Below are 20416 nucleotides of genomic sequence, written 5' to 3' on the forward strand. Positions count from 1 at the left end.
TCAGGCTCCCGTGCGGATGGCCCAGAGTGACACGCCGCCCGACGACAGTGCGCTGAAGCTCACGACGAAGGCATTCGCGTTGGTGTTCCATTGCCGCGACAGTACCCCGGCATAGGTCGTTCCACCGCTCACCACACTGAGTTTGTTGCCGCCCTTGTGCGTCCACGTGCCGGTCATGCCGCCGCTGACCGTGCCGTCCGCGTTCAGCACCACATTGACGGACTGCTTCGCTGCGGCTGCGATGTCCTTGGCATGGTTGACCAGCTTGTAGCTGCCGGCGGCCTGGGCTGCGCTGACGTCGGTGGTCTGCGCCGGGTTGGCCAGGCTCAGCGGCGCATAACGCAGCGGCGCGATGACCAGCCAGCCGTCCTCGTTGATGTGCATCTCGTGCGTGCGGATCTCGTGGGCCTCGCCGGTGCCCGGGAACCGCGTGTGGAAGATGATGAAGTACTGCTTGGTCGTCGCGTCGTAGTACGCCGAGTTGTGGCCGGGCGAGGTGTAGCCCAGGGCCGTGCCCGTCTCGCCGGCCGCGTTGGCGAACTGATGGCCGCCCATGAGCTTCATGCCGTGGGGCGTGATGCTGGCGTCGTCGAAGACGGTACCGGTCGCGCCCTTGACTGTGGCCATGTCCTTGCCCGCGCCGTCCACATACGGTCCGTCGGGATTGCGCGAGCGTGCCACGCGCACGTTGTACCCGCCCACCGCGTCCAGGCCGCCGAACGAGACGAACATGTAGTAGTACTGGCTCTCCGGGCTGTAGAGGATGTAGGCCCCTTCGATGCGCGCATGGTTGCCGCCCATGAGGTGCTTGCCATATCCCTGGCCCGGCAGGGTCAGGCCCGTCGTCGCGTCGAGCTGCATGATGAAGATGCCGCCCGAGTACGAGCCATAGACCATCCACAGCTTGCCGGTGGCGTCTGCAAAGACGGCCGGGTCCACGGCGTTGGGATGCTTGGTGGCGTCGTAGACGGTGCCGTCCTCGCTGGGCAGGCCCCACATCCCGGACTTCAGCAGGATCTGCTTGTTGACGTAGGGGCCGTCCACCTTGTCGGCGACCGCGATACCGAGCGCCGAGCGCGGCGAGTCGCCCTTGCAGGCGCAGTAGTACATGTAGAACTTGCCGTCGGCCAGCTTGGCGACGTCGGGTGCCCACAGCGTGTTGGTCTGCGCCCAGTCCAGCGTGTCCTTCAGCTCGGTCAGCACCTTGCCGCCGAAGATGGGATTGGCGTTGTTGACGCCGTCGCCGATCTTGGTCCAGTTCAGCAGATCGGGAGTCTTGGCCGCGGCCAGGTGCGAGCCGAACACGTAGAACTGGCCATCGGCGCGGATGACCGACGGGTCGTGCACCGATGCGTTCGTGAAGCTGACGGCCGGCGGGGGTGCCGGCGGCGGCGGCGGCGGCGGCGGAGGCGGCGGCGGTGGGGGCGGAGGAGGCGGGGGCGTGATCGGGCTGGGCGCAGGCGCCGGGCTGCCGCCACCACCGCCGCCGCAGGCGGTCAGGGCGAGCGCGGCCGTGCCCGCGAGGATGTCGCGGCGGTTGTGCAGTGCCATGGTCTATGTGTCTCCTGTTGGCATCGTTATGAGCGCGCAGAGCCTAGGAGGCCACGCACCGTCACACCAATGACATTCCGGGCGTTCTCGATCCCGGTTTCGATATGCCGCCGTAGCACTTGCCCACGGCAAAGCCCGGGCCGTCCGCGAGGACGGTCCGGGCATGGCGGGTTGGGGATCAGCCCTCGACGGCGACGACGACGATGGACTTGGCCGGCAGCTTGAGGGTCAGCTTGCCGTTCGTGGCCTGGGCCTCGAAGGCGGTCGGCACCACCTGCGGTGCCTTGCCCAGCTCGTTCTGCGCATCCATCGCGGAGGCAGTCAGGACCTGGCCCTTGACGGCCTTGGGGGCGTTGGCGCCCAGCTGCAGATCCAGCTCGGCGGGCTTGGTGGCGTTGGAGTTCACCAGGCCCACCCAGACCTTGCCGTCCTTGCCGCGACCGGCCGTCACGCTGACGGTCGGCATCTCGAACTTGTCGACCTTGTAGGTCGGGTTGTTCTCGACCTTGATGGGCAGCGAGGTCGCGTCCTGGAAAGGGATGTAGAGCTTGAACGCGTGATACGTCGGCGTCAGCACCAGCTTGTCCTTGCTGGTGAGGATCATGGCTTGCAGCACGTTGACCATCTGGGCCACGTTGCTCATCTGCACGCGTTCCGCATGGCTGTGGAACACATTGAAGTGCAGTGCTGCCAGCAGCGCGTCACGCAGTGTGTTGCGCTGGACCAGGAAGCCGGGGTTGCTGCCGGGCTCGGGGTCGTACCAGCTGCCCCACTCGTCGAAGTACAGCGCGATCTTCTTCTGCGGGTCGTTCTTGTCGAGGATGACCTTGCTGGCGGCCAGCACGTCGTCGATCTTCTTGACCTGCGACAGCATGGACACCCATTCGCTCTCCGGGAAGCCGGCAGCCGAGCCCTTGCCTTCCCACTTGCCGCTGGGGAAGGTGTAGGCGTGGTGGGCGATGGCGTCGATGTTGTGCTTGACCTGCTTGCTCAGCACGTCGGTCCACGTCGTGTCCTTGTCGTTGCCACCGCTGGCGATGAACTTGGGACGATTGTGCGCCGGCGTCTTCAGGAAGGTGGCCCAGTGGCGGTACAGGTCGGCGTAGTACTCGGGGCGCATGTTGCCGCCGCAGCCCCAGGTCTCGTTGCCCAGCGCGTAGTAGTGGACGCGGAAGGGCTTGTCGCGGCCGTTCTTGCGGCGCTGCTCGACGATGGTGGCATTGCCCTCGCCGGTCATGTATTCCAGCCATTCGGCCGCTTCCTGCGGCGTGCCGGTGCCCATGTTGGCGTTCACGTAGGCCTCGGCGCCGAGCTGCTCGACCAGGTCGAAGAACTCGTGCGTGCCGACGGCGTTGTTCTCGGGAACGCCACCCCAGTGGGTGTTGACCTTGACCGGTCGCTTGTTGCGCGGGCCGATGCCGTCGCGCCAGTGATACTCGTCGGCGAAGCAGCCGCCGGGCCAGCGCACCAGCGGCACCTTCAGGTCCTTCAGTGCCGCGACGACGTCCTTGCGCCAGCCACGCACGTTGGGGATCTTGGACTCGGGACCCACCCACATGCCTTCGTAGATGCCGGTGCCCAGGTGTTCGGCGAACTGGCCATAGATGTTGCGGTGGATGACCGGGCCGGGCTGGTCGGCGCTGACGACGACCTTGATGTCGGCAGCGTGCACGCCAGCGCCCACCACTAGCGTGGCCACAAGGGCCAGCAGTTGCTTTTTCATGTACTTAGTCTCCTGTATGTCGCGGTTCGGGAAATTTCCGACAGACCCTGTGGCCGGGCCTTTGTGATCCGTGCTCGTGCGCCGAGGCGCACGAGGCTTCATCAGTTGCGCGTCAGCGCGCCGTCGCGGCGGCGCCAGACGCCGCGCTCGTTGGGCTCGCGAAGCACGGCCGGCAGCAGTGCACGCGGCAGGTTCTGATAGCTGACCGGGCGCAGGAAGCGCTGGATGGCCGCCGTGCCGACGGAGCTGCTGCGGCCGTCGCTGGTGGCCGGGAATGGGCCGCCGTGCACCATGGCCGTCGATACCTCGACGCCGGTCGGGAAGCCGTTGGCCAGGATGCGGCCCACCTTGCGCTCCAGCGCAGGCAGCAGCGCACGGGCGATGGCGAGGTCGGCCTCGTCGTCGTCCTGCAATTGCAGCGTGGCGGTCAGCTGGCCTTCCAGGCCCTCGATGACGGCCAGCAGCTCGGCCTCGTCCTTGCAGGCCACCAGCAGCGACGTGGGGCCGAAGATCTCGGCGGACATCGCATGGTTGGCCAGGAAGGCCGCGCCGGTGGTCTTGAACAGGCTGGGCGCGCCTTTGCACGCGGTGGATTCGCCGCGCAGCAACGGCTCGACAGCAGCCTGCGAAGCCAGAGAGGCCTCGCCGCGCTGGTAGGCGCCGGCGATGCCGGGAGTCAGCATGGTCGCCGCGGGCACGGGCTTCAGCGCCTCGGCGGCGGCCGTCGCGAAGCGATCGAAGTCGGCGCCTTCAATGCCCAGCACCAGGCCGGGGTTGGTGCAGAACTGGCCCACGCCCATGGTCAGCGAGCCGGCGAAACCGGTGGCGATGTCGGCGCCGCGCTTGGCCAGCGCGCCGGGCAGCAGGATGGTGGGGTTGATGCTGCTCATCTCGGCATAGACCGGGATGGGCTGCGGGCGCGCGGCGGCGACAGCCATCAGCGCCAGGCCACCGGCGCGCGAGCCGGTGAAGCCCACGGCCTGGATGGCAGGGTGCTTCACGAGGGCCACGCCCACATCGATGCCGTTGCCCGGCAGCAGCGCGAACACACCAGCCGGCAGCTTGGACAGCTTGACCGCTTCGACGATGGCGCGGCCGACCAGCTCGGACGTGCCGGGGTGGGCGGGGTGGCCCTTGACGACCACGGGGCAGCCGGCGGCCAGCGCGGCGGCGGTGTCGCCACCGGCGACCGAGAAGGCCAGCGGGAAGTTGCTGGCGCCGAACACGGCGACGGGGCCGACGCCGATGAAGCGCAGGCGCAGGTCGGGCCGCGGCGGCGTGCGCGCGGGCAGGGCGGTGTCGATGCGGGCGTCCTGCCAGCTGCCTTCGCGCAGCAGCTCGGCGAACAGCTTCAGCTGGTTCATCGTGCGGCCACGTTCGCCTTCCAGGCGGGCGCGCGGCAGGCCGCTCTCGGCCATGGCGCGGACGATGAGGTCGTCGCCCAGCGCCAGGATCTGCGCGGCGATCTGCTCCAGGAAATCGGCTCGCTCGTGGTCGGTCGTCGAGCGGAAGGCGTCGAACGCGACGTTGGCCAGCTCGCAGGCCTGGTTCACCTGGGCGACGTCCACCGAGTGGAAGTCGGGGCCCAGCGCTTCGTTCTTGGCGGGGTCGAAACCCTGGAAGGCCGCGCCGTTGCCGCGCACGGCTTCGCCGCCGATGAGGGCTGTTCCTTGGATAGTGTTGCTCATGTCAGTTTTCCAATGCAGGAAATGCAACCACAGAGGCACAGAGACACAGAGAACAAAAGGAAGGCTTTCCTCTGTGTCTCTGTGCCTCTGTGGTTGCCTTTGGTATTCAGCTCAATGCGAGTGGCGCGGCACGGCAGAGCCGCGGCAGCCGCGCAGGAAGTCAAAGTCGCAGCCCTCGTCGGCCTGCAGCACATGCTTCACGTAGAGGCTGCGGTAGCCGGTGGCGTCGGCCGGGTCCACGGTCTGCGCGGCGGCCCAGGCGTCGAGGCGGCGCTGAAGTTCCTCCTCCGACACGTCCAGGTGCAGACGGCCGGCGGCACAGTCCAGCTCGATGAAGTCGCCTTCCTGCACAACGGCCAGCGGGCCGCCGGCGCGCGCTTCGGGCGCCACATGCAGCACGACGGTGCCGTAGGCGGTGCCGCTCATGCGCGCATCCGATATACGCACCATGTCCTTCACGCCGGTGGCCAGGATCTTGGGCGGCAGACCCATGTTGCCCACCTCGGCCATGCCCGGGTAGCCCTTGGGGCCGCAGTTCTTCATGACGAGGATGCAGCTGGCGTCCACGTCCAGATCGGGGTCGCCGATGCGGGCCTTGTAGTCGTCGAAGTTCTCGAACACGACCGCGCGGCCGCGGTGCTTCATCAGCTCGGGCGTGGCGGCCGAGGGCTTCAGCACGGCGCCGCGCGGCGCGAGGTTGCCGCGCAGGATGCAGATGCCGCCATCCTCGATCAGCGGCTTGTCCAGCGGGCGGATAACTTCGTCGTCATAGATCGGCGCGTCATTGCAGTTCTCCCACAGGCTCTTGCCGTTGACGGTCAGCGCGGCCGGGTTGGGCAGCAGGTTGGCCTCGCCCAGGCGGCGGATGACGCCCGGCAGGCCGCCGGCGTAATAGAACTCTTCCATCAGGAAGCGGCCCGAGGGCAGCAGGTCCACGACGGTGGGCGTGCCGCGGCCGATGCGGGTCCAGTCTTCCAGCTCCAGGTCAACGCCCATGCGGCCGGCGATGGCCTTCAGGTGGATGACGGCGTTGGTGGAGCCGCCGATGGCCGCGTTGACGCGGATGGCGTTCTCGAACGCCTCCTTGGTCAGCACCTTGGACAGGCGCAGGTCTTCCCACACCATGTCGACGATGCGCATGCCGGACAGGTGGGCCAACACATAGCGGCGCGCGTCGACGGCGGGGATGGCGGCGTTGTGCGGCAGGGACGTGCCCAGCGACTCGGCCATGCAGGCCATCGTGCTTGCCGTGCCCATGGTGTTGCAGGTGCCGGCGGAGCGCGAGTGGCCGGCCTCGGCGGCCAGGAAGTCGTGCATCTTGATCTCGCCGGCCTTGACCTGCTCGTGCAGCTGCCATACGGCCGTGCCCGAACCGATGTTCTTGCCGTTGAGCTTGCCGTTCAGCATCGGCCCGCCGGTGACGACGATGGCCGGCACGTCCACACTGGCCGCGCCCATCAGCAGCGCGGGCGTGGTCTTGTCGCAGCCGACCAGCAGCACGACGGCATCGACCGGATTGCCGCGGATGGACTCTTCCACGTCCATGCTGGCGAGGTTGCGCGTCAGCATGGCGGTGGGGCGCAGGTTGCTCTCGCCGCTGGAGAACACCGGGAACTCGACAGGCCAGCCGCCCGCTTCCAGGATGCCCTTCTTCACATGCTCGGCGAGCTTGCGAAAGTGCGCGTTGCACGGCGTCAGCTCGCTCCAGGTGTTGCAGATGCCGATGATGGGCTTGCCCTGGAACTCATGGTCCGGAATCCCTTGGTTCTTCATCCAGGAGCGGTACATGAAACCGTTCTTGTCCTGGGTGCCGAACCACTCGGCGGAACGCAGCTTGACCTTGCTCTTCTTGTCCTCAGTCGTCATGTCTTGTCTCGGAGTCGTTCGACAGCGCGCAGGAAGGCCCGCTTTACAAAGATGCTAGGCGGCGGGGGAATTGCAATCCAATCAAATTCCGCTGTGTACCGATATAGAAATTGATATCAATCGAGCCGTGAAGGCCGGCCGAACAGCGGCATGCCCTCAGCGCTCCAGCGCATGGGCTTCACGAAGGTGTGGCGGTCAGGGTTCCACAGCGGGTCACCCTCGATCTCGGTGTAGGTGCGCGCGTGATAGACCAGCAGCACCTCGTCGGGCGAGCGGCCTTCGGTGAAGCTGTTGTGGCCGGGGCCGAAGACGCTGTCTTCGGCGCAACTGCGCATCACCGGCTCGGGCGACTTGTGCCAGCTGGCCGGGTTCAGCAGGTCGGCGTTCTCATCCGCCCACAGCAGGCCCATCGCGTAGTTCTCGTCCGTCGCGCTGGCGGAGTAGCTGATGAAAACCTTGCCGTGGCGCTGCAGCACCGACGGCCCCTCGTTGACCAGGAAGCCGCGGCACTCCCAGTCGAACTCCGGCTTGCTGAGCATGACCGGCGCACCGGCCAGCTGCCAGGGCGTGCTCATCGGCGCGATGTAGAGATTGGAGTTGCCGGCAATGGCCGGGTCCTTCTGCGCCCACAGGTAGTACAGCTGGCCCTGGTGCGTGAAGGTGGTGGCATCCAGGCAGAAGCTGTCGATGCCGGAATCGACCTGGCCGAGGAACTCCCAATCGCCGGTGAACGGGTCGACCGACGTGTTCCGGATGGCGTACATGCGGTGCTGAAACATGCCCAGATGGTCGAGCGCGCGAGTGTGGGCTGCCGCGAAGTAGACATACCAGGCGCCCTGGTTGAAGTGCAGCTCCGGCGCCCAGATCAACTCGGACCAAGGGCCTGTGTCGGGCTTGCGCCAGGCGACGAACGCCGGCGCGTTGGCCAGGCCGTCGATGCTGGTCGCGCGGCGCAACTCGATGCGGTCGTACTGCGGCACCGACGCGGTGAAGTAGTACAAGGCGTCGGCTTGGGCGGAGATGTGGGGGTCGGCGCGCTGGCGGATCAGCGGCTCAAGCAGATCGGACATGGAAGTACAGCAGGGAACAAAAAAAGGGCGTTGCCCGGGAGGCCCGTGCAACGCCCGCAACGAGGAAGAGTTTCAGCCTCGCAGGATCAGAGCTTCCAGCGGAAGCCGACCGAGACGGAGCGTCCGGTCTGCACCGTCCCGAAGTTGGTCAGCTCGGGGCTGCCCGCGTCGCCGAACTTGTAGTACTGCTGCTGCATCTCGTTGGTGAGGTTGACGCCGCTGATGTCGAAGGCCATGCGGTCGTTCAGGTTGTAGGTCAGCTGGAAGTCCACGCTCTTTTCCGGGTGACGCCAGATGCCGATCGGGTTGGCGAACAGCGCGGCTTCATTGGCTGCCAGGAAGGCAGCACGACGAACGTAGGACAGGCGTGCGCCGACGGGGCCTTTCTCATAGGCCAGCGTGGCGTTCCACGACAGCTTGGACACGCCGAAGAACGGCGACTCCAGCTGGGACACGATGTTGCCCGCGCTGTCGGCGGTCGGTACGTTCTGCGACGAGGTCAGCCGCGTGACGCTGCCCTGGAAGCCCAGGCCGTCCAGCAGACCCGGCAGGCCCTTCGGAAAGTAGATGGCGCCCAGTTCGAGGCCGCTGATCTTGCCGTTGGACGCGTTGACCGGCGAGCTGATGACGTAGTCATAGCCATTGGTGTGGTCGCCGCCCGAAGTCGAGTTGCGGAACGGATCGTTGGCCGGGTCGACGTGGATGCGGCGACGCAGCGGCACCACCAGGCCCTCGATCTTGCGCTGGAACACGGTGCCGTACAGCGCGCTGTCCTTCTGGAAGTACCACTCGCCCGTCAGGTCCAGGTTCTTGGAGCGGGTCGGCTCGAGGCCGGGATTGCCGCCGCTGCCGCCGCCGTAGCCGACGCGGGACACGTCGTCGCTGAGCTGCAGCACCGGGTTCAGGTCGCCAAAGCCCGGGCGACGCAGCGTTTCACCGTAGTTGAAGCGCAGCAGCACATCCTTGACCGGCTCGTAGCGCAGCGTCAGGCTGGGCAGGAACTTCCTGGCCGTCTTTTCACCGTTCGTCGGCGTCACCACCTTGGTGGTGGCGTTGACGCTGTAGGCGGTCATGCTGGTGTCGACCTGCACGTAACGCACGCCGAAATTGGCGCGCAGAGGGCGGCCGAACAGCTGGTGCTCGGAGTCCGCCATCACGAACAGGTTGGTGGTGTCTTCCTTGACGTCGAAGGTCTTCTGCAGGAACAGTTTGTCGGTGGTCAGGAAGTTCGCGTCGACCGAGTTGTAGAGCTTGCGCCACGCATCGATGTTGTCGCGGATGTAGTAGGCGTTCGGCTCGATCCAGGTGCGCGGCACGTCCGAGATGTCGGTGCCGAAGTTCGAGTTGACGTGGTAGTAGGCCGCGCCCAGCGACGCCAGGTTGCGCCCCAGGAACGCCGACTGCGTGCGGTTGGCCTCCGAGGCCTTGCGGCTGTCGAAGCGCAAGCCGAAGTTCAGCGTCTTCACCGGACCCCAGTCGGCTTCATAGGTGCCGTTCAGGGTGGCGGTGGCCGCGCTGCCTTCGTTGCGGTTGGCGTTGTCGTAGAACTGCGCCACGTTCCACTTGGTGGGGTCCACAAGGTCGGCGTTGTTGTTGAACTTGAACGCCATGTTGCCGCCGCCCGAATGGAAGTCGACGGTGACCGACGGCGACACGCGATCGATGCGGGTGGCGGTGAATTCCGAGTGGTACTTGCTGGTCTGGTACGAGATGTCGCCGTCCAGCCGCAGGCGGTCGCCGATGTTCCACTTGCCGTTCAGCGCGTAGATGTAGGAATCGGTCGCCGACGTGGTGTAGTCGCCGCTGTTGAAGCTGTAGACGTCATTCACGGTGCGCGTCTTGATGACGTTGGTGCCCGGGAATGTCGTGATCGTCCCAGCGGGGTTGGCGCCGAGATTGCCCCACCAGTCCACGAAGGTGAACAGCAGCCGGTTGAACGACTTGTCGCGGTAGCCGTTGTACATCGCCTCGAACGTGTAGACGGCATCATCGTTCGGCTGCCACTGCAGGGCCACATTGGCGGCGGGGCGCTCACGTTGGCCTGCCACATCGCTCTGGAACACGGCATCGCGCGCCAGGTAGTAGGGGCGCTGCGTACCGTTGAAGTTCAGCGTCGAGCCGGCCTTCTGCGGCAGGCCGGTGTAGGTGCCAGGCGTCCAGACGTTGTTGTCGAAGATGCGCTGCAGCGGGGTGTAGCCGGCCGGCTGCTCGGAAGCATTGGGGCTGGTGAACGGCACCATGGCGCCCGGCGTCACGCTTTCGTTGCGGTAGTCCGTCTTGACCATGGACAGGTTGACCAACGCGCCGATGTCGCCGAGGTCGGTCTTCCAGCGGTTGCTGGCAAGCGCGCTCAGCTGCGGGTTCCACTTCTCGGCGGGGTCCAGATAGGTGCCGCGGGCCAGCAGCGACAGCTTCGCGCCCTTGAAGTCGAAGGGGCGCAGCGACTTGACGTCGATCTGGCCGGCAATGCCGTTCTCCAGCTGGCTCGCGTCACGCGTCTTGTAAACGTCGATCTGGCGAACCAGCGTTGACGGGATGTCCTGCAGCGCCACCTGCGTGCCGGACGCGGTGAAGATGTTGCGGCCGTTCCAGGTCGTCGCGATGTCGGGCAGGCCGCGGATGGAGATGGTGCCGACCTCGCCACCGGCCCGGTTGGTGACCTGAATGCCGGTCACGCGCTGCAGCGCCTCGACGACGTTGTTGTCAGGCAGCTTGCCGATGTCCTCGGCCACCACCGATTCGACCACCTGGTCGTTGGTGCGCTTGTTGGCCAGGCTCTTGGTCAGCGAGGCCCTGACGCCGGTGACCACCACGGTTTCCAATTGCGCCTCACCCTTGGCGGCTTCTTGCGCCACGGCAGGGGTGGACAGGGCGGCAAGCGCGGCGGCGGCCGTCAGGCTGAGGGCGAAACGAGAGGTTTTGGCGCCCGCACGCTGCGGCACCAGGGCTGGTGTGTTCATGTTGTCTCCGGGATCGTTATGAGGGGGAGCGGCCAACCTGACAGCCGTCCCGGCCTCGTAGGGGCCGGGTGGAGCTGGGGTTTGAAATGATGCTAGGGGGCTCACTGATTCCGGACTAATCACATTTTTGGAATTGGTGATGCTGCTTTTCGCATCGTTACCACGGGTATCCACTGAGATGTCACACGACCTCCGGCAGGTTCAGATGCTGCTCCCACGCCCCCTGTCGTAAATTGAGCGCGACGCACTACAAACCATGTCAGCCGAGGCCTTGCCCAACCCACCTAAAACTCAATCCCAGCCGGCCGGCCTGTTTGTCTTGGCGGGTTCTGAAATGTGGGAGCGATTCAGCTTCTACGGGGTGCGCTCGCTGCTGGTGCTGTATCTCGTGGAGGCCCTGCAATATTCGCGAGCCGATGCGCTTTCGGTATATGGCATGTATACCGGCTCGGCGTTTTTCTGCGCCATCTTCGGTGGCTGGCTGGCCGACCGGTTCCTGGGGCAGCGCCGCGCCGTCGTGCTGGGCATGGCGCTGATGATGGCCGGGCATATCGCGCTGGGGCTGGACCAGCCCATTGGTTTGGCATTGGGTTTGTTGGCGGTGGGCACTGGCCTTTTCAAACCCACCACGACGGCCATGGTGGGCGCGCTCTATACCCCGAACGACGCCCGCCGCCAGAGTGGTTATACGGTCTTCTATATGGGAATCAATATAGGGGCGGCGTTGTCAGCATTGATCGGCGGATATCTGGCCCAGCGGCACGGCTGGGGATATGGCTTCATGGCCGCCGCGGTGGGCATGGCCATCGGCGTGGTGGTGTTCATGGCCGGCTGGCGCTGGCTGCCTCCGGTGCCGCCGCCCGCGCCGGAGCCTGCGCGTGCGGCATGGACTGATGCGTCGGCGCGACGCCGCATCCAGGTCATCCTGCTGATGTCGGTCGTAGCCATCTGCTTCTACCTGGGCTACGAGCAGGCGGCAGGCGTCATGACGCTGTTCGTGCGCGACCACGTCTCGCCGCAATTCCTCGGCCTGGAGCTGACCGCCGCGCAGTTCCTCGCCGTGAACCCGGTGCTGGTCATCCTGCTCGCGCCACCGTCGGCGCGGCTGCTGGCGCGGCTGGACTGGCCGGAGTTCCGCGTGCAGGGCCTCGGCATGCTGATCCTCGGCGTGAGCTTCCTGCTGCTGCAGGCCTTGCAGGGCCTGGCCGCCCAGGGCGAGGTCGTGCCGGCCTGGATGATGGTGGGCGTCATCGGCGTGCAGACGGTGGCGGAACTGCTGGTCGTGCCCATAGGCCTGGCCGTGGTGTCGCGCTACGGGCCCGCCGGCTGGGGCTCCACGCTGATGGGCGCCTGGATGCTGGCCAAGGCCACCGCCGGCTTGCTGGCCGGCCAGCTTTACGGCTGGCTGGAACCCACCGGGCTGTCGCTGTACCTGGTGGTGACGGCCATCAGCTTCGCTGGCGGCGTGCTGCTGCTCTCGGTGTCGGGCGCGCTGCGGCGCTATGCGGGCATGGGCGGCGGCGCGTGACCGCCTCCCATCAGCGTCCGTGTGGCCAGGTGCCCTTGGACACCGGCGCCTTGGCGGCCTTGGTGCGCGACACCCACAACTTGTAGGCCGCCGGCGTCAGCTCGCGTTTGAGCAGCGCCACCAACTCGCCATGGCCGATGCCATGCTCGATGAGCACCTTGCGGAACGGCGGCTTGTCGTCCCAGGCGGTGGCGATGACGCGCTTGGTCTCTTCGGGGCTGAGTCGGGGTGCGGTCTTGGCCATGGCCGCATTGTCGGCTGTCAACCGACGCCTTGTGCCACCCACACCGCCGCGGCGCCGGCGGCGGTGCTCGCGAACGTACCCCAAGCCACATCGACGAGCGCGAGCTTCGGCGGCCAGTGGCGCAGCGTCGCGCGGTTGGTCAAGTCATAGACGCCGTAGGCCACCAGGCCCACCAGCGCCGCACGCGCGACCTGCAGCGCCGGCGGCTGGCCGGCGGGCAGCAAGGCCAGCACGATCAGCGCCGCCGGATAGCTCAAATAGAACAGCAGCGCCGGCCGCCAGCGCAGACGCTCGGCCATCTGCTGCCCGATGTGTCGGCGGTAGAAGCCGCGCATCAGCCAGCCCAGCCACAAGCCGTCGAGCACGCCCAGCACCAGCAGCGCCGTGAGATAGGGCTTCAGCATCGCGTCCATCGTGGCCGCAGTGTGGCGCCAAGGGCCAGCCCAGCTCGTAGGAAGCCGCCGTCTTCACCCGCTGTCCTACAAGGCCTCAGCCATCGCGCTGGCACCGCGTTTGCGCAGGCCACGCCAGCATCGAGCCACAAACCATCCACCGGCGCCGCCGCTTCCCACCATGACGACAACCTCGTTGCCCCTGTCGCCCAAGCCCGGTGCCCTGCCGGCCTCTGTGCCGGCCGAATCCCTCGTCACGCCCCGACGCCGCCCGGCGCTGTCGCTGCTGGCCTCCGAGCCGGTTCGCGCCACGCTGGAGGCCTGGGCCGCACTGAAGCATGCGCGTCAGGCACCCACGCAGACCGGCGCCGGCCACACGGTGGTGCTGTTCCCCGGCCTGGGCACCGACGGCCTGACGCTATGGCCGCTGCGCCGCCATCTGGAGCGCTCGGGCTTTCGCGCACTGGACTGGGGCCAGGGAATGAACATCGGCCCGCGCGGCGACGTGGACGCCTGGCTGGACCGCCTGGCCGACTCGCTGCATGACCGCGTGGCGCCGGCGCGCGACGTCAGCCTCGTGGGCTGGAGCCTGGGCGGCTTCTACGCCCGCGAGCTGGCCAAGCGCTGGCATGACCGCGTGCACCACGTCATCACCATCGGCACGCCGTTCAACGGCGGCGTGGACGACACGCATGTGGGCTGGCTGTTCCGCCTGCTCAACGGCAAGCCGGCGCCCGCCGAGGTCGCGCTGCGCGAGCGCCTGGCCGAGCCGCCGCCGGTGCCGACGATCTCGCTGTACAGCCGCCGCGACGGCGTCGTGTCGTGGGAGGCCTGCACGCACGGCCGCTGCTGGCCGCTGGCGCGCGACATCGAGGTCAACGCCAGCCACATCGGCATGGGCTGGGCGCCCGAGGTGCTGAACCACGTGACCCGCGTGCTGGGCTGCCGCCGCAAGGTGGCCGAATGACCGCCGCCGTGATGACCGCGCCGGCGCGCGTGGCGACCGGCCCGCGCGAAGACGCGCCCGGCCCCACACCTAAGCCCGTGCCCGAGAAGCTGCCGCCGCGCGAGCCTGTCACGCCAGCCAAGCTGCGCACGACTCTGAAACGCGTGTTCGGCCTGCGCTCATTGCGGCCGGGCCAGGCCGAGGTCATCGCTCGCGTGCTGCAGGGCGAGAACACGCTGGCCGTCATGCCCACCGGGGCCGGCAAGTCGCTGTGCTACCAGCTGCCCGCCGTGCTCAGCGATGCGCTGACCGTCGTCATCTCGCCGCTGATTGCACTGATGAAGGATCAGTGCGACGCGCTGAACGCATTGGGCGTCCCGGCCGTGGCGCTGAACTCCGCGCTGGACGCCAACCGGCGCCTGGCCAACGAGGCGCTGCTGCAGCGCGGCGCGGTGCGCGTGGTGTTCACGACGCCCGAGCGCCTGGCCGACGCACGAACGCTGGGCCTGCTGCAGGAGCAGCGCGTGGGCCTGCTGGTGGTGGACGAGGCGCACTGCATCGCGCAGTGGGGCCACGACTTCCGACCCGCGTTCAGCGCGCTGCGCGACGCCCGCCGCGCGCTGGGCCGCCCGCCCGTGCTGGCGCTGACGGCCACGGCGCCGGGCCCGGTGCAGCGCGAGATCCGCGACGCGCTGGACATCCCGCGCGACGGCGTGCTGTGCCACGGCGTCTACCGCGACAACCTGCGCCTGGCCGTGGAGCTGCCGCAGACGGAAGCTGCAAGGCGCGAGCTGATCGTTCAACACCTGCAGACGCTGGAAGGCGGCAGCGCCATCGTCTACTGCGCCACCGTGCGCGAGGCCACGGCACTGCAACGCCAGCTGGTCGAGGCGGGCATCGCTGCCGGCCTGTACCACGGCAAGCTGCACAAGGCGGAACGCGAAGCGGCGCAGGAAGCCTTCATGCGCGACCAGACCCGCGTGATGGTCGCGACCAACGCCTTCGGCATGGGCATAGACAAGCCCGACATCCGGCTGGTGCTGCATGCGCAGATGCCGGCGTCCATCGAGGCCTATGTGCAGGAATGCGGCCGCGCGGGCCGCGACGGCGAGCCGGCCGACTGCGTGCTGCTGTTCCGCGAGGGTGACCGCGCGCTGCAGCAGTTCTTCACCGGCGGCAGCGTGCCCAGCCGCGAGGAACTGGGTACCGTCTGGCGCGCGCTGGTCAGCCACACGCCGCAGGGCGGCTGGCTGCCGGCCACGCTGGCCGAGATGGCCCGGCTGCCACAACGGCGGCTGGACCAGGTGCTTGCGGCGCTGCGCACCGTGCGCGCCGTGCGTGGCAGCGAGGCCGCCGGCTTGAGGCCTTCAACGAAGCGCGAGCCCGAGGCAGTCATCGACGCCGCCGCCACCGCCGTGCAGCAGCGCCAGCAAAGCGAGCGCGACAGCCTCGCGGCGATGGTGCTCTACGCCAAGGCCGGCGGCTGCCGCTGGGCCAGCGTGCTGGCCCACTTCGGCGAGTCACTGGACGGCGGCGCCACGCGCTGCGGCCATTGCGACAGCTGCGCGCGCTTCGACGCGCTGCTGAAAGCCGAGCAGGCCGCCGAGGATGCCAGCGACATGCAGCCCACCGCTCAGCGGGCCTACGAGCCGGGCCAGCGCGTGCGCGTGCGCCGCTTCGGCTGGGGCGAGGTGCAGGACTGCAGCGCCGAATCGGTCAGCATCCGCTTCGCCAGCCACGGGCTGCGGCAGATCCACCCGGACTTCGTACTGGCTGCCGCGAAGACCTGACGCGTGTCACGCGCCGCGCGGCTGCAGCGCCGTGCGGTGCAGCGACACCATGTGGTACGGGTCGGGCTGCTCGTCCTTGCAGCCGCCACGCTTGCACGGCAGCGCATCGGCGGCCTGCCAGCTGCCTCGTTCGGCATCGACGAGCTGGTCCCGCACAAGGTCCAGCGTCTGCTCGTAGCGCCGCCACAGGTCGTTGCGACCCGTGGCGCGCGCCGTGACCACCAGCGCATGCAGGCACTCGGCCTGCTGCCACCAGCCCTTGCCCATGTCGACGCGCCCGCCGTCGGGGAAGGCCCGCCTGCCACAGCCGCCATCGTTGTCGTCGTAGCCGGCGGCCAGCGCATAGGCCAGCACGCGCTCGGCCACCTGGCCATAGACGGGCGAGATGACCGCGCCCGTGTTCAGCAGATGGCTCCATTCGAACTGGTGGCCCAGGTCGATGTAGCCGCCGGCGGCGCGGGTGGGCAGCGGCCGCCAGGCATCGTCGAACCACTCGGGGATGCAGGCGCCGCCGCCGGCGGACTCCGGCTGGCCCTGCAGCAGCTTGTAGACCACGAAGTCGCCCAGCCGCCGTGCGCCGGCCTGCACGCCCGCGTCGCCAGTGGCCTGGTGCAGGGCCAGCAAGGCCTCGAACATGTGCATGACCGGGTTCTGCGTACGCACGCCGCGGGTGGGCTTGAAATCGGCCGCACATTCGTTGAACAGGCCGCCCTGGCCGTCGAAGAAGCCGGTCTGGATGGCGCTCCAGGCGCGCAGCGCGGCGTCACGGTGGCGCGCGTCCTTGCCGGTGCGGTAGAGCTGCGCCAGCGCCAGCAGCGCGAAGGCGTGGCCGTAGGCGATCTTGAAGGTCGCGCGCGGGCGGCCCTCGGGCGTGACCGTGTGGAAGAAGCCGCCATGCACCGGGTCGACGAAATGCGCCAGCAGGAAGTCCGCGCCGCGTCGGGCGGCGGCGAGATAGCGGGCATCCTGCGTGATCTCATGGCCGGCCGCGAAAGCAAACACCAGGCGGGCCTGGCCGGTCAGCTCCAGTTCGGCCTCGGGCATGACCTGCCAGGCGCGGTTGAACCGCAGCTGGAAGCCACCGTCGAGACGCGGCGCGTGCGCAAGCCAGCTCGACAGCAGCCGGTCCAGATCGGCGCGGTGCCAGGCGGCATCGGTGCGGTCGGGGCTGCGCGAGGCCGGGTCGCCGCACGCCGACAGCCCCGCCAGCAGCGCCAGGGCCGCGCGGCGGCGCAGGGGAGGGATCGTGAGCATCGCCGCATTCTCGCGGCGCGCCCGCACGCCGGCGTCAGCCGCCGCGCGTCACCGGCATGCTCACCTTGTCGGCCGGCAGCTTCATGTGCCGCGCCAGCTCCAGCTTGGCCAGCGAGTTGCGGTGCACCTCGTCCGGGCCGTCGGCCAGGCGCAGCGTGCGCTGGTGGGCCCACATCATGGCCAGCGGCGTGTCGCCGGACACGCCCATGCCGCCGAACACCTGGATGGCCCAGTCGATGACCCGCAGCGCCATGTTGGGCGCGACGATCTTGATCATCGCGATCTCGGCCTTGGCCACCTTGTTGCCTACGGTATCCATCATGTAGGCGGCCTTCAGCGTCAGCAGGCGCGCCTGCTCGATGCTGCAGCGCGCCTCGGCGATGCGCTCCTGCGTGACGGTCTGCTGCGCAATCGTCTTGCCGAACGCGGTGCGCGCGATCGCGCGTTCGCACATCAGTTCCAGCGCGCGCTCGGCGGCGCCGATGCTGCGCATGCAGTGGTGGATGCGGCCCGGACCGAGGCGGCCCTGCGCGATCTCGAAGCCGCGGCCCTCGCCCAGCAGGATGTTGGCGGCCGGCACGCGCACGTTCTTCAGCTCCACCTCCATGTGGCCGTGCGGCGCGTCGTCGTAGCCGAACACGGTCAGCGGGCGCAGCACGGTGATGCCGGGCGCGTCGGCCGGCACGACGATCATGGACTGCTGCTCGTGGCGGCCCGCTTCGGCGTCGGTCTTGCCCATGACGATGTAGACGGCGCAGCGCGGGTCGCCCGCGCCGCTGCTCCACCACTTGCGACCATTGATGACGTAGTCATCGCCATCACGCTCGATGCGGCACTCGATGTTGGTCGCGTCGCTGGAGGCCACGGCCGGCTCCGTCATCAGGAAGGCCGAGCGGATCTCTCCGGCCAGCAGCGGCTCCAGCCACTTGTCCTTCAGCGCCTCGCTGGCATAACGCTCCAGCGTCTCCATGTTGCCGGTGTCCGGCGCCGAGCAGTTGAAGACCTCGGGCGCCCAGAACACGCGGCCCATGATTTCGCACAGCGGCGCGTACTCGAGGTTGCTCAGCCCCTCCGGTGCCCGGCTGGACTTGGGCAGGAACAGGTTCCACAGCCCGGCCGCGCGGGCCTTGGGTTTCAGCTCCTCGATGACCTTGGTCGGCAGCCAGGGATTGCCGGCGCGGCGGTTGGCCTCGACCTCCTGCAGGTAGCGCAGCTCGTTCGGGTAGATGTGCGCCTCGAAGAACGCAAGCAGGCGCTCACGCATCTGCGTGACCTTGGGGCTGTAGTCGAAGTTCATGCGCGGCTCCTGTGGGACGGCTGCCAGTGTGGCCCAGCCGACGCCGCGCGCTTGTCACCCAGGCATCAGAACTGCGGGGGTGCGGGCGGCCGCAACAATGCCGGCCATGTCAACGACCGCCGACCCCACCTACCGCTGGGACATCCAGGCCCTGCGCGGCCTCGCCGTTGCCGCCGTGCTGCTGCAGCATGCCGCGCCGGGGCTGCTGCCCGGCGGCTACCTGGGCGTGGACCTGTTCTTCGTCATCTCGGGATTCCTCATCACGGGCCAGGTGCTGGCCGGGCTGCGCGCAGGGCGCTTCAGCGTGGCGCAGTTCTATGCACGGCGTGCGCGCCGCCTGCTGCCGGCCGCCTACGTCGTGCTGGCGCTGACGCTGCTGGCCGCGCCGTGGTGGCTGGCGCCGCTGGAGCGCGCCGACCTGGCCCGCCAGCACTGGGGCGCGTTGGGCTTCGTCAGCAACGCGGTGCTGTGGATGCAGAGCGGCTACTTCGACGTGGCGGCCGAGCTGAAGCCGCTGCTGCATTTCTGGTCGCTGTCGCTGGAGGAGCAGTACTACCTGCTGCTGCCGGCTCTGCTGATGCTCATCGGTACCGGCCGGCGCGGCCTTGGGGTGCTGGCGCTGCTCACAGTGGCCAGCCTGCTGCTGGGCCTGGCGCTGCAACGCGTGGACGCCAGCGCGGCCTTCTACCTGCTGCCCAGCCGCGCCTGGGAGCTGGGCATAGGCTCGCTCGCGGCCTGGGCGCATGCGGCCGGCTGGAGCGCGCCGGCCGCGGCCCGGCTGCCTGCAGCGCTGCTGCTGGTCACGCTGCCTGCCGCACCGCTGCCAGCCTGGGGCGGCCTGGGCCATCCGGGCGCCAATGCGCTGCTGGTCGCGCTGGCGACAGCGGCCCTGCTGCTCAGCCGCGGCCGCGCGCAGGCACCGCGCGCGCTGGCACCCGTCGTGTGGCTGGGCGACATCTCGTACTCGCTGTACCTGGTGCACTGGCCGCTGATCGCCTTCGTCAACAACGCCTGGGTGGGCCTGCCCCACGCCCCGGGCTTGGCGCAGGCCCGGCTCATCGCCGGCGCGCTGGCGCTGCCGCTGGCCTGGCTGCTGTGGCGCGGGGTTGAGCAGCCGACGCGGCGCTGGCCGCTGCCGCAAGGGGCGCGTGGCTGGGGTGCGGTGCTGGCCATGACGGCGCTGCTGGCCGCATTGCCGCTGCTGGCGCCCTCGCAGCCCGCCGGCACGGATGCGCGCCGCCCCAACCACGGCTTCTCCGTCAGCTGCGACCAATGGGAGCGCTGGGTCGACAAGCCCGAATGCCGCAATGCGGCGCTGCCACGCTGGGCCGTGTGGGGCGATTCGTACGCGATGCACCTGGTGCCGGGTCTTGCCGCGATGGCGCCGGGCCTGGTGCAGATCACCGAGTCGTCCTGCGGCCCGCTGCCGGGCCTGGTGCCGTGGAATCCCGACGCACCGGCCGGCGCGAGCTTCACGCGCGACTGGGCGCGGCAGTGCGAGCGCTTCAACCGCTCGGTACTGGAGGGCCTGGCCACGCCCACGGCGCCGGAGGTGGTGCTGGTGTCCAGCCTGCTGGAGCAATACCTGGGACTTCCCGGCGGCCGCCTGCTGCGGCTGGACGGCAACCAGGAGCGGGAGGTTCCGGCTGCGCAAGCCGAGGACGAACTGGTGGCAGCGGCCACGCGGCTGGCACAGGCGCTGCGCGCGCAGGGCCGTCGGCTGGTGTGGGTGTCGGCGCCGCCCAGGGGCCCCTTCGACGCCGGCGCCTGCCTAGCACGCCGCCAGCAGGGCCAGTTCACGCTGGGCGCACCGGCCGACTGCCGCATCGTGCTGGCCGACGCACCGCCGCTGCCGCAGCGCGTGGCGAAGCTGCTGAAACGCTTCGAGCGCGAGGCCGGCGTGCCGGTGCTGTGGTTGGATGCGTCGTTGTGCGAGGCCGGCATCTGTCGCACGGTGGACACCGACGGCCTGGCGTTCTACCGCGATGCCGGCCACCTGAGCGTGGAAGGTTCACGCCGCCTGCTGCCTCAATTGACCAGCCGGCAATCCATTGCAGACCTGGCGCGTTGAGCCTGATAGGCTGGCCGATCTCTTCGTGCCATGACC

Annotated in this window: 14 protein-coding genes; 4 read left to right on the plus strand and 10 right to left on the minus strand. The window is 68.6% G+C overall.

Annotation, left to right across the window (positions count from 1 at the left end; all coding sequences use genetic code 11):
* The 6 genes from J2X21_RS12985 to J2X21_RS13010 all read right to left on the minus strand — a co-directional run bounded on the left by J2X21_RS12985 (nt 1) and on the right by J2X21_RS13010 (nt 10858).
* Nucleotides 1–1551, minus strand: a complete 1551-nt coding sequence (locus J2X21_RS12985; RefSeq protein ID WP_310329084.1) for a glycoside hydrolase family 43 protein — start codon at nt 1549–1551, stop codon at nt 1–3.
* Between the two features lie 178 nt (nt 1552–1729).
* Nucleotides 1730–3274 carry an alpha-N-arabinofuranosidase gene (locus J2X21_RS12990; protein WP_310329087.1) on the minus strand — a complete coding sequence of 515 codons (1545 nt, stop codon included), beginning with the start codon at nt 3272–3274 and terminating at the stop codon, nt 1730–1732.
* Between the two features lie 101 nt (nt 3275–3375).
* The gene (locus tag J2X21_RS12995) at nt 3376–4962 is read right to left on the minus strand and encodes an aldehyde dehydrogenase (NADP(+)) (protein ID WP_310329089.1); all 1587 of its coding nucleotides are present in this window, start codon (nt 4960–4962) and stop codon (nt 3376–3378) included.
* A gap of 111 nt (nt 4963–5073) precedes the next feature.
* Nucleotides 5074–6828: an IlvD/Edd family dehydratase gene (locus tag J2X21_RS13000; RefSeq protein ID WP_310329093.1), complete on the minus strand. Its 1755-nt coding sequence runs from the start codon at nt 6826–6828 to the stop codon at nt 5074–5076.
* A gap of 116 nt (nt 6829–6944) precedes the next feature.
* Nucleotides 6945–7898: a glycoside hydrolase family 43 protein gene (locus tag J2X21_RS13005; protein ID WP_310329095.1), complete on the minus strand. Its 954-nt coding sequence runs from the start codon at nt 7896–7898 to the stop codon at nt 6945–6947.
* A gap of 86 nt (nt 7899–7984) precedes the next feature.
* Nucleotides 7985–10858: a TonB-dependent receptor gene (locus J2X21_RS13010; RefSeq protein ID WP_310329097.1), complete on the minus strand. Its 2874-nt coding sequence runs from the start codon at nt 10856–10858 to the stop codon at nt 7985–7987.
* Nucleotides 10859–11114: 256 nt separating this feature from the next.
* Here J2X21_RS13010 and J2X21_RS13015 point away from each other — a divergent pair, with 256 nt between their 5' ends.
* The gene (locus tag J2X21_RS13015; protein WP_310329099.1) at nt 11115–12386 is read left to right on the plus strand and encodes a peptide MFS transporter; all 1272 of its coding nucleotides are present in this window, start codon (nt 11115–11117) and stop codon (nt 12384–12386) included.
* A 10-nt stretch (nt 12387–12396) separates the two neighbouring features.
* On the opposite strand, the gene J2X21_RS13020 is transcribed toward J2X21_RS13015, so the two are convergent.
* Both J2X21_RS13020 and J2X21_RS13025 read right to left on the minus strand, forming a co-directional pair.
* Nucleotides 12397–12630: a DUF2805 domain-containing protein gene (locus J2X21_RS13020; protein ID WP_310329102.1), complete on the minus strand. Its 234-nt coding sequence runs from the start codon at nt 12628–12630 to the stop codon at nt 12397–12399.
* Between the two features lie 17 nt (nt 12631–12647).
* Nucleotides 12648–13034 (minus strand): DUF2177 family protein, encoded by a 387-nt coding sequence (locus tag J2X21_RS13025; protein ID WP_310329104.1) that lies wholly within the window; start codon nt 13032–13034, stop codon nt 12648–12650.
* A 169-nt stretch (nt 13035–13203) separates the two neighbouring features.
* Here J2X21_RS13025 and J2X21_RS13030 point away from each other — a divergent pair, with 169 nt between their 5' ends.
* Nucleotides 13204–13989, plus strand: a complete 786-nt coding sequence (locus J2X21_RS13030; protein ID WP_310329105.1) for an alpha/beta hydrolase — start codon at nt 13204–13206, stop codon at nt 13987–13989.
* Nucleotides 13986–15758, plus strand: coding sequence for a RecQ family ATP-dependent DNA helicase (locus J2X21_RS13035; protein ID WP_310329108.1), 1773 nt, complete (start codon nt 13986–13988; stop codon nt 15756–15758). Before J2X21_RS13030 ends, J2X21_RS13035 begins: the two co-directional genes overlap by 4 nt.
* A 6-nt stretch (nt 15759–15764) precedes the next feature.
* Here J2X21_RS13035 and J2X21_RS13040 read toward each other — a convergent pair whose 3' ends face one another.
* Together J2X21_RS13040 and J2X21_RS13045 are read right to left on the minus strand one after the other, a co-directional pair.
* A complete protein-coding gene (locus J2X21_RS13040; RefSeq protein ID WP_310329111.1) occupies nt 15765–17012 on the minus strand; it encodes an AGE family epimerase/isomerase in 1248 nt (415 codons plus the stop codon).
* A 34-nt stretch (nt 17013–17046) separates the two neighbouring features.
* Nucleotides 17047–18309 (minus strand): acyl-CoA dehydrogenase family protein, encoded by a 1263-nt coding sequence (locus tag J2X21_RS13045; RefSeq protein WP_310329114.1) that lies wholly within the window; start codon nt 18307–18309, stop codon nt 17047–17049.
* 106 nt (nt 18310–18415) lie between these two features.
* On the opposite strand from J2X21_RS13045, the gene J2X21_RS13050 reads away from it, so the two are divergent.
* Nucleotides 18416–20380, plus strand: a complete 1965-nt coding sequence (locus tag J2X21_RS13050; RefSeq protein WP_310329115.1) for an acyltransferase family protein — start codon at nt 18416–18418, stop codon at nt 20378–20380.
* Nucleotides 20381–20416: the final 36 nt, after the last annotated feature.

The sequence above is a fragment of the Roseateles asaccharophilus genome (assembly GCF_031458115.1).
Lineage (GTDB): Bacteria > Pseudomonadota > Gammaproteobacteria > Burkholderiales > Burkholderiaceae_C > Pelomonas > Pelomonas asaccharophilus_A.

Coding starts and splice junctions, on each gene's coding strand:
- J2X21_RS13010 (WP_310329097.1), bottom strand. CDS start 10,858: ATGAACACACCAGCCCTGGTGCCGCAGCGTGCGGGCGCCAAAACCTCT.
- J2X21_RS12995 (WP_310329089.1), bottom strand. CDS start 4,962: ATGAGCAACACTATCCAAGGAACAGCCCTCATCGGCGGCGAAGCCGTG.
- J2X21_RS13015 (WP_310329099.1), top strand. CDS start 11,115: ATGTCAGCCGAGGCCTTGCCCAACCCACCTAAAACTCAATCCCAGCCG.
- J2X21_RS13000 (WP_310329093.1), bottom strand. CDS start 6,828: ATGACGACTGAGGACAAGAAGAGCAAGGTCAAGCTGCGTTCCGCCGAG.
- J2X21_RS13045 (WP_310329114.1), bottom strand. CDS start 18,309: ATGAACTTCGACTACAGCCCCAAGGTCACGCAGATGCGTGAGCGCCTG.
- J2X21_RS13040 (WP_310329111.1), bottom strand. CDS start 17,012: ATGCTCACGATCCCTCCCCTGCGCCGCCGCGCGGCCCTGGCGCTGCTG.
- J2X21_RS12990 (WP_310329087.1), bottom strand. CDS start 3,274: ATGAAAAAGCAACTGCTGGCCCTTGTGGCCACGCTAGTGGTGGGCGCT.
- J2X21_RS13050 (WP_310329115.1), top strand. CDS start 18,416: ATGTCAACGACCGCCGACCCCACCTACCGCTGGGACATCCAGGCCCTG.
- J2X21_RS13025 (WP_310329104.1), bottom strand. CDS start 13,034: ATGCTGAAGCCCTATCTCACGGCGCTGCTGGTGCTGGGCGTGCTCGAC.
- J2X21_RS13005 (WP_310329095.1), bottom strand. CDS start 7,898: ATGTCCGATCTGCTTGAGCCGCTGATCCGCCAGCGCGCCGACCCCCAC.
- J2X21_RS13035 (WP_310329108.1), top strand. CDS start 13,986: ATGACCGCCGCCGTGATGACCGCGCCGGCGCGCGTGGCGACCGGCCCG.
- J2X21_RS12985 (WP_310329084.1), bottom strand. CDS start 1,551: ATGGCACTGCACAACCGCCGCGACATCCTCGCGGGCACGGCCGCGCTC.
- J2X21_RS13030 (WP_310329105.1), top strand. CDS start 13,204: ATGACGACAACCTCGTTGCCCCTGTCGCCCAAGCCCGGTGCCCTGCCG.
- J2X21_RS13020 (WP_310329102.1), bottom strand. CDS start 12,630: ATGGCCAAGACCGCACCCCGACTCAGCCCCGAAGAGACCAAGCGCGTC.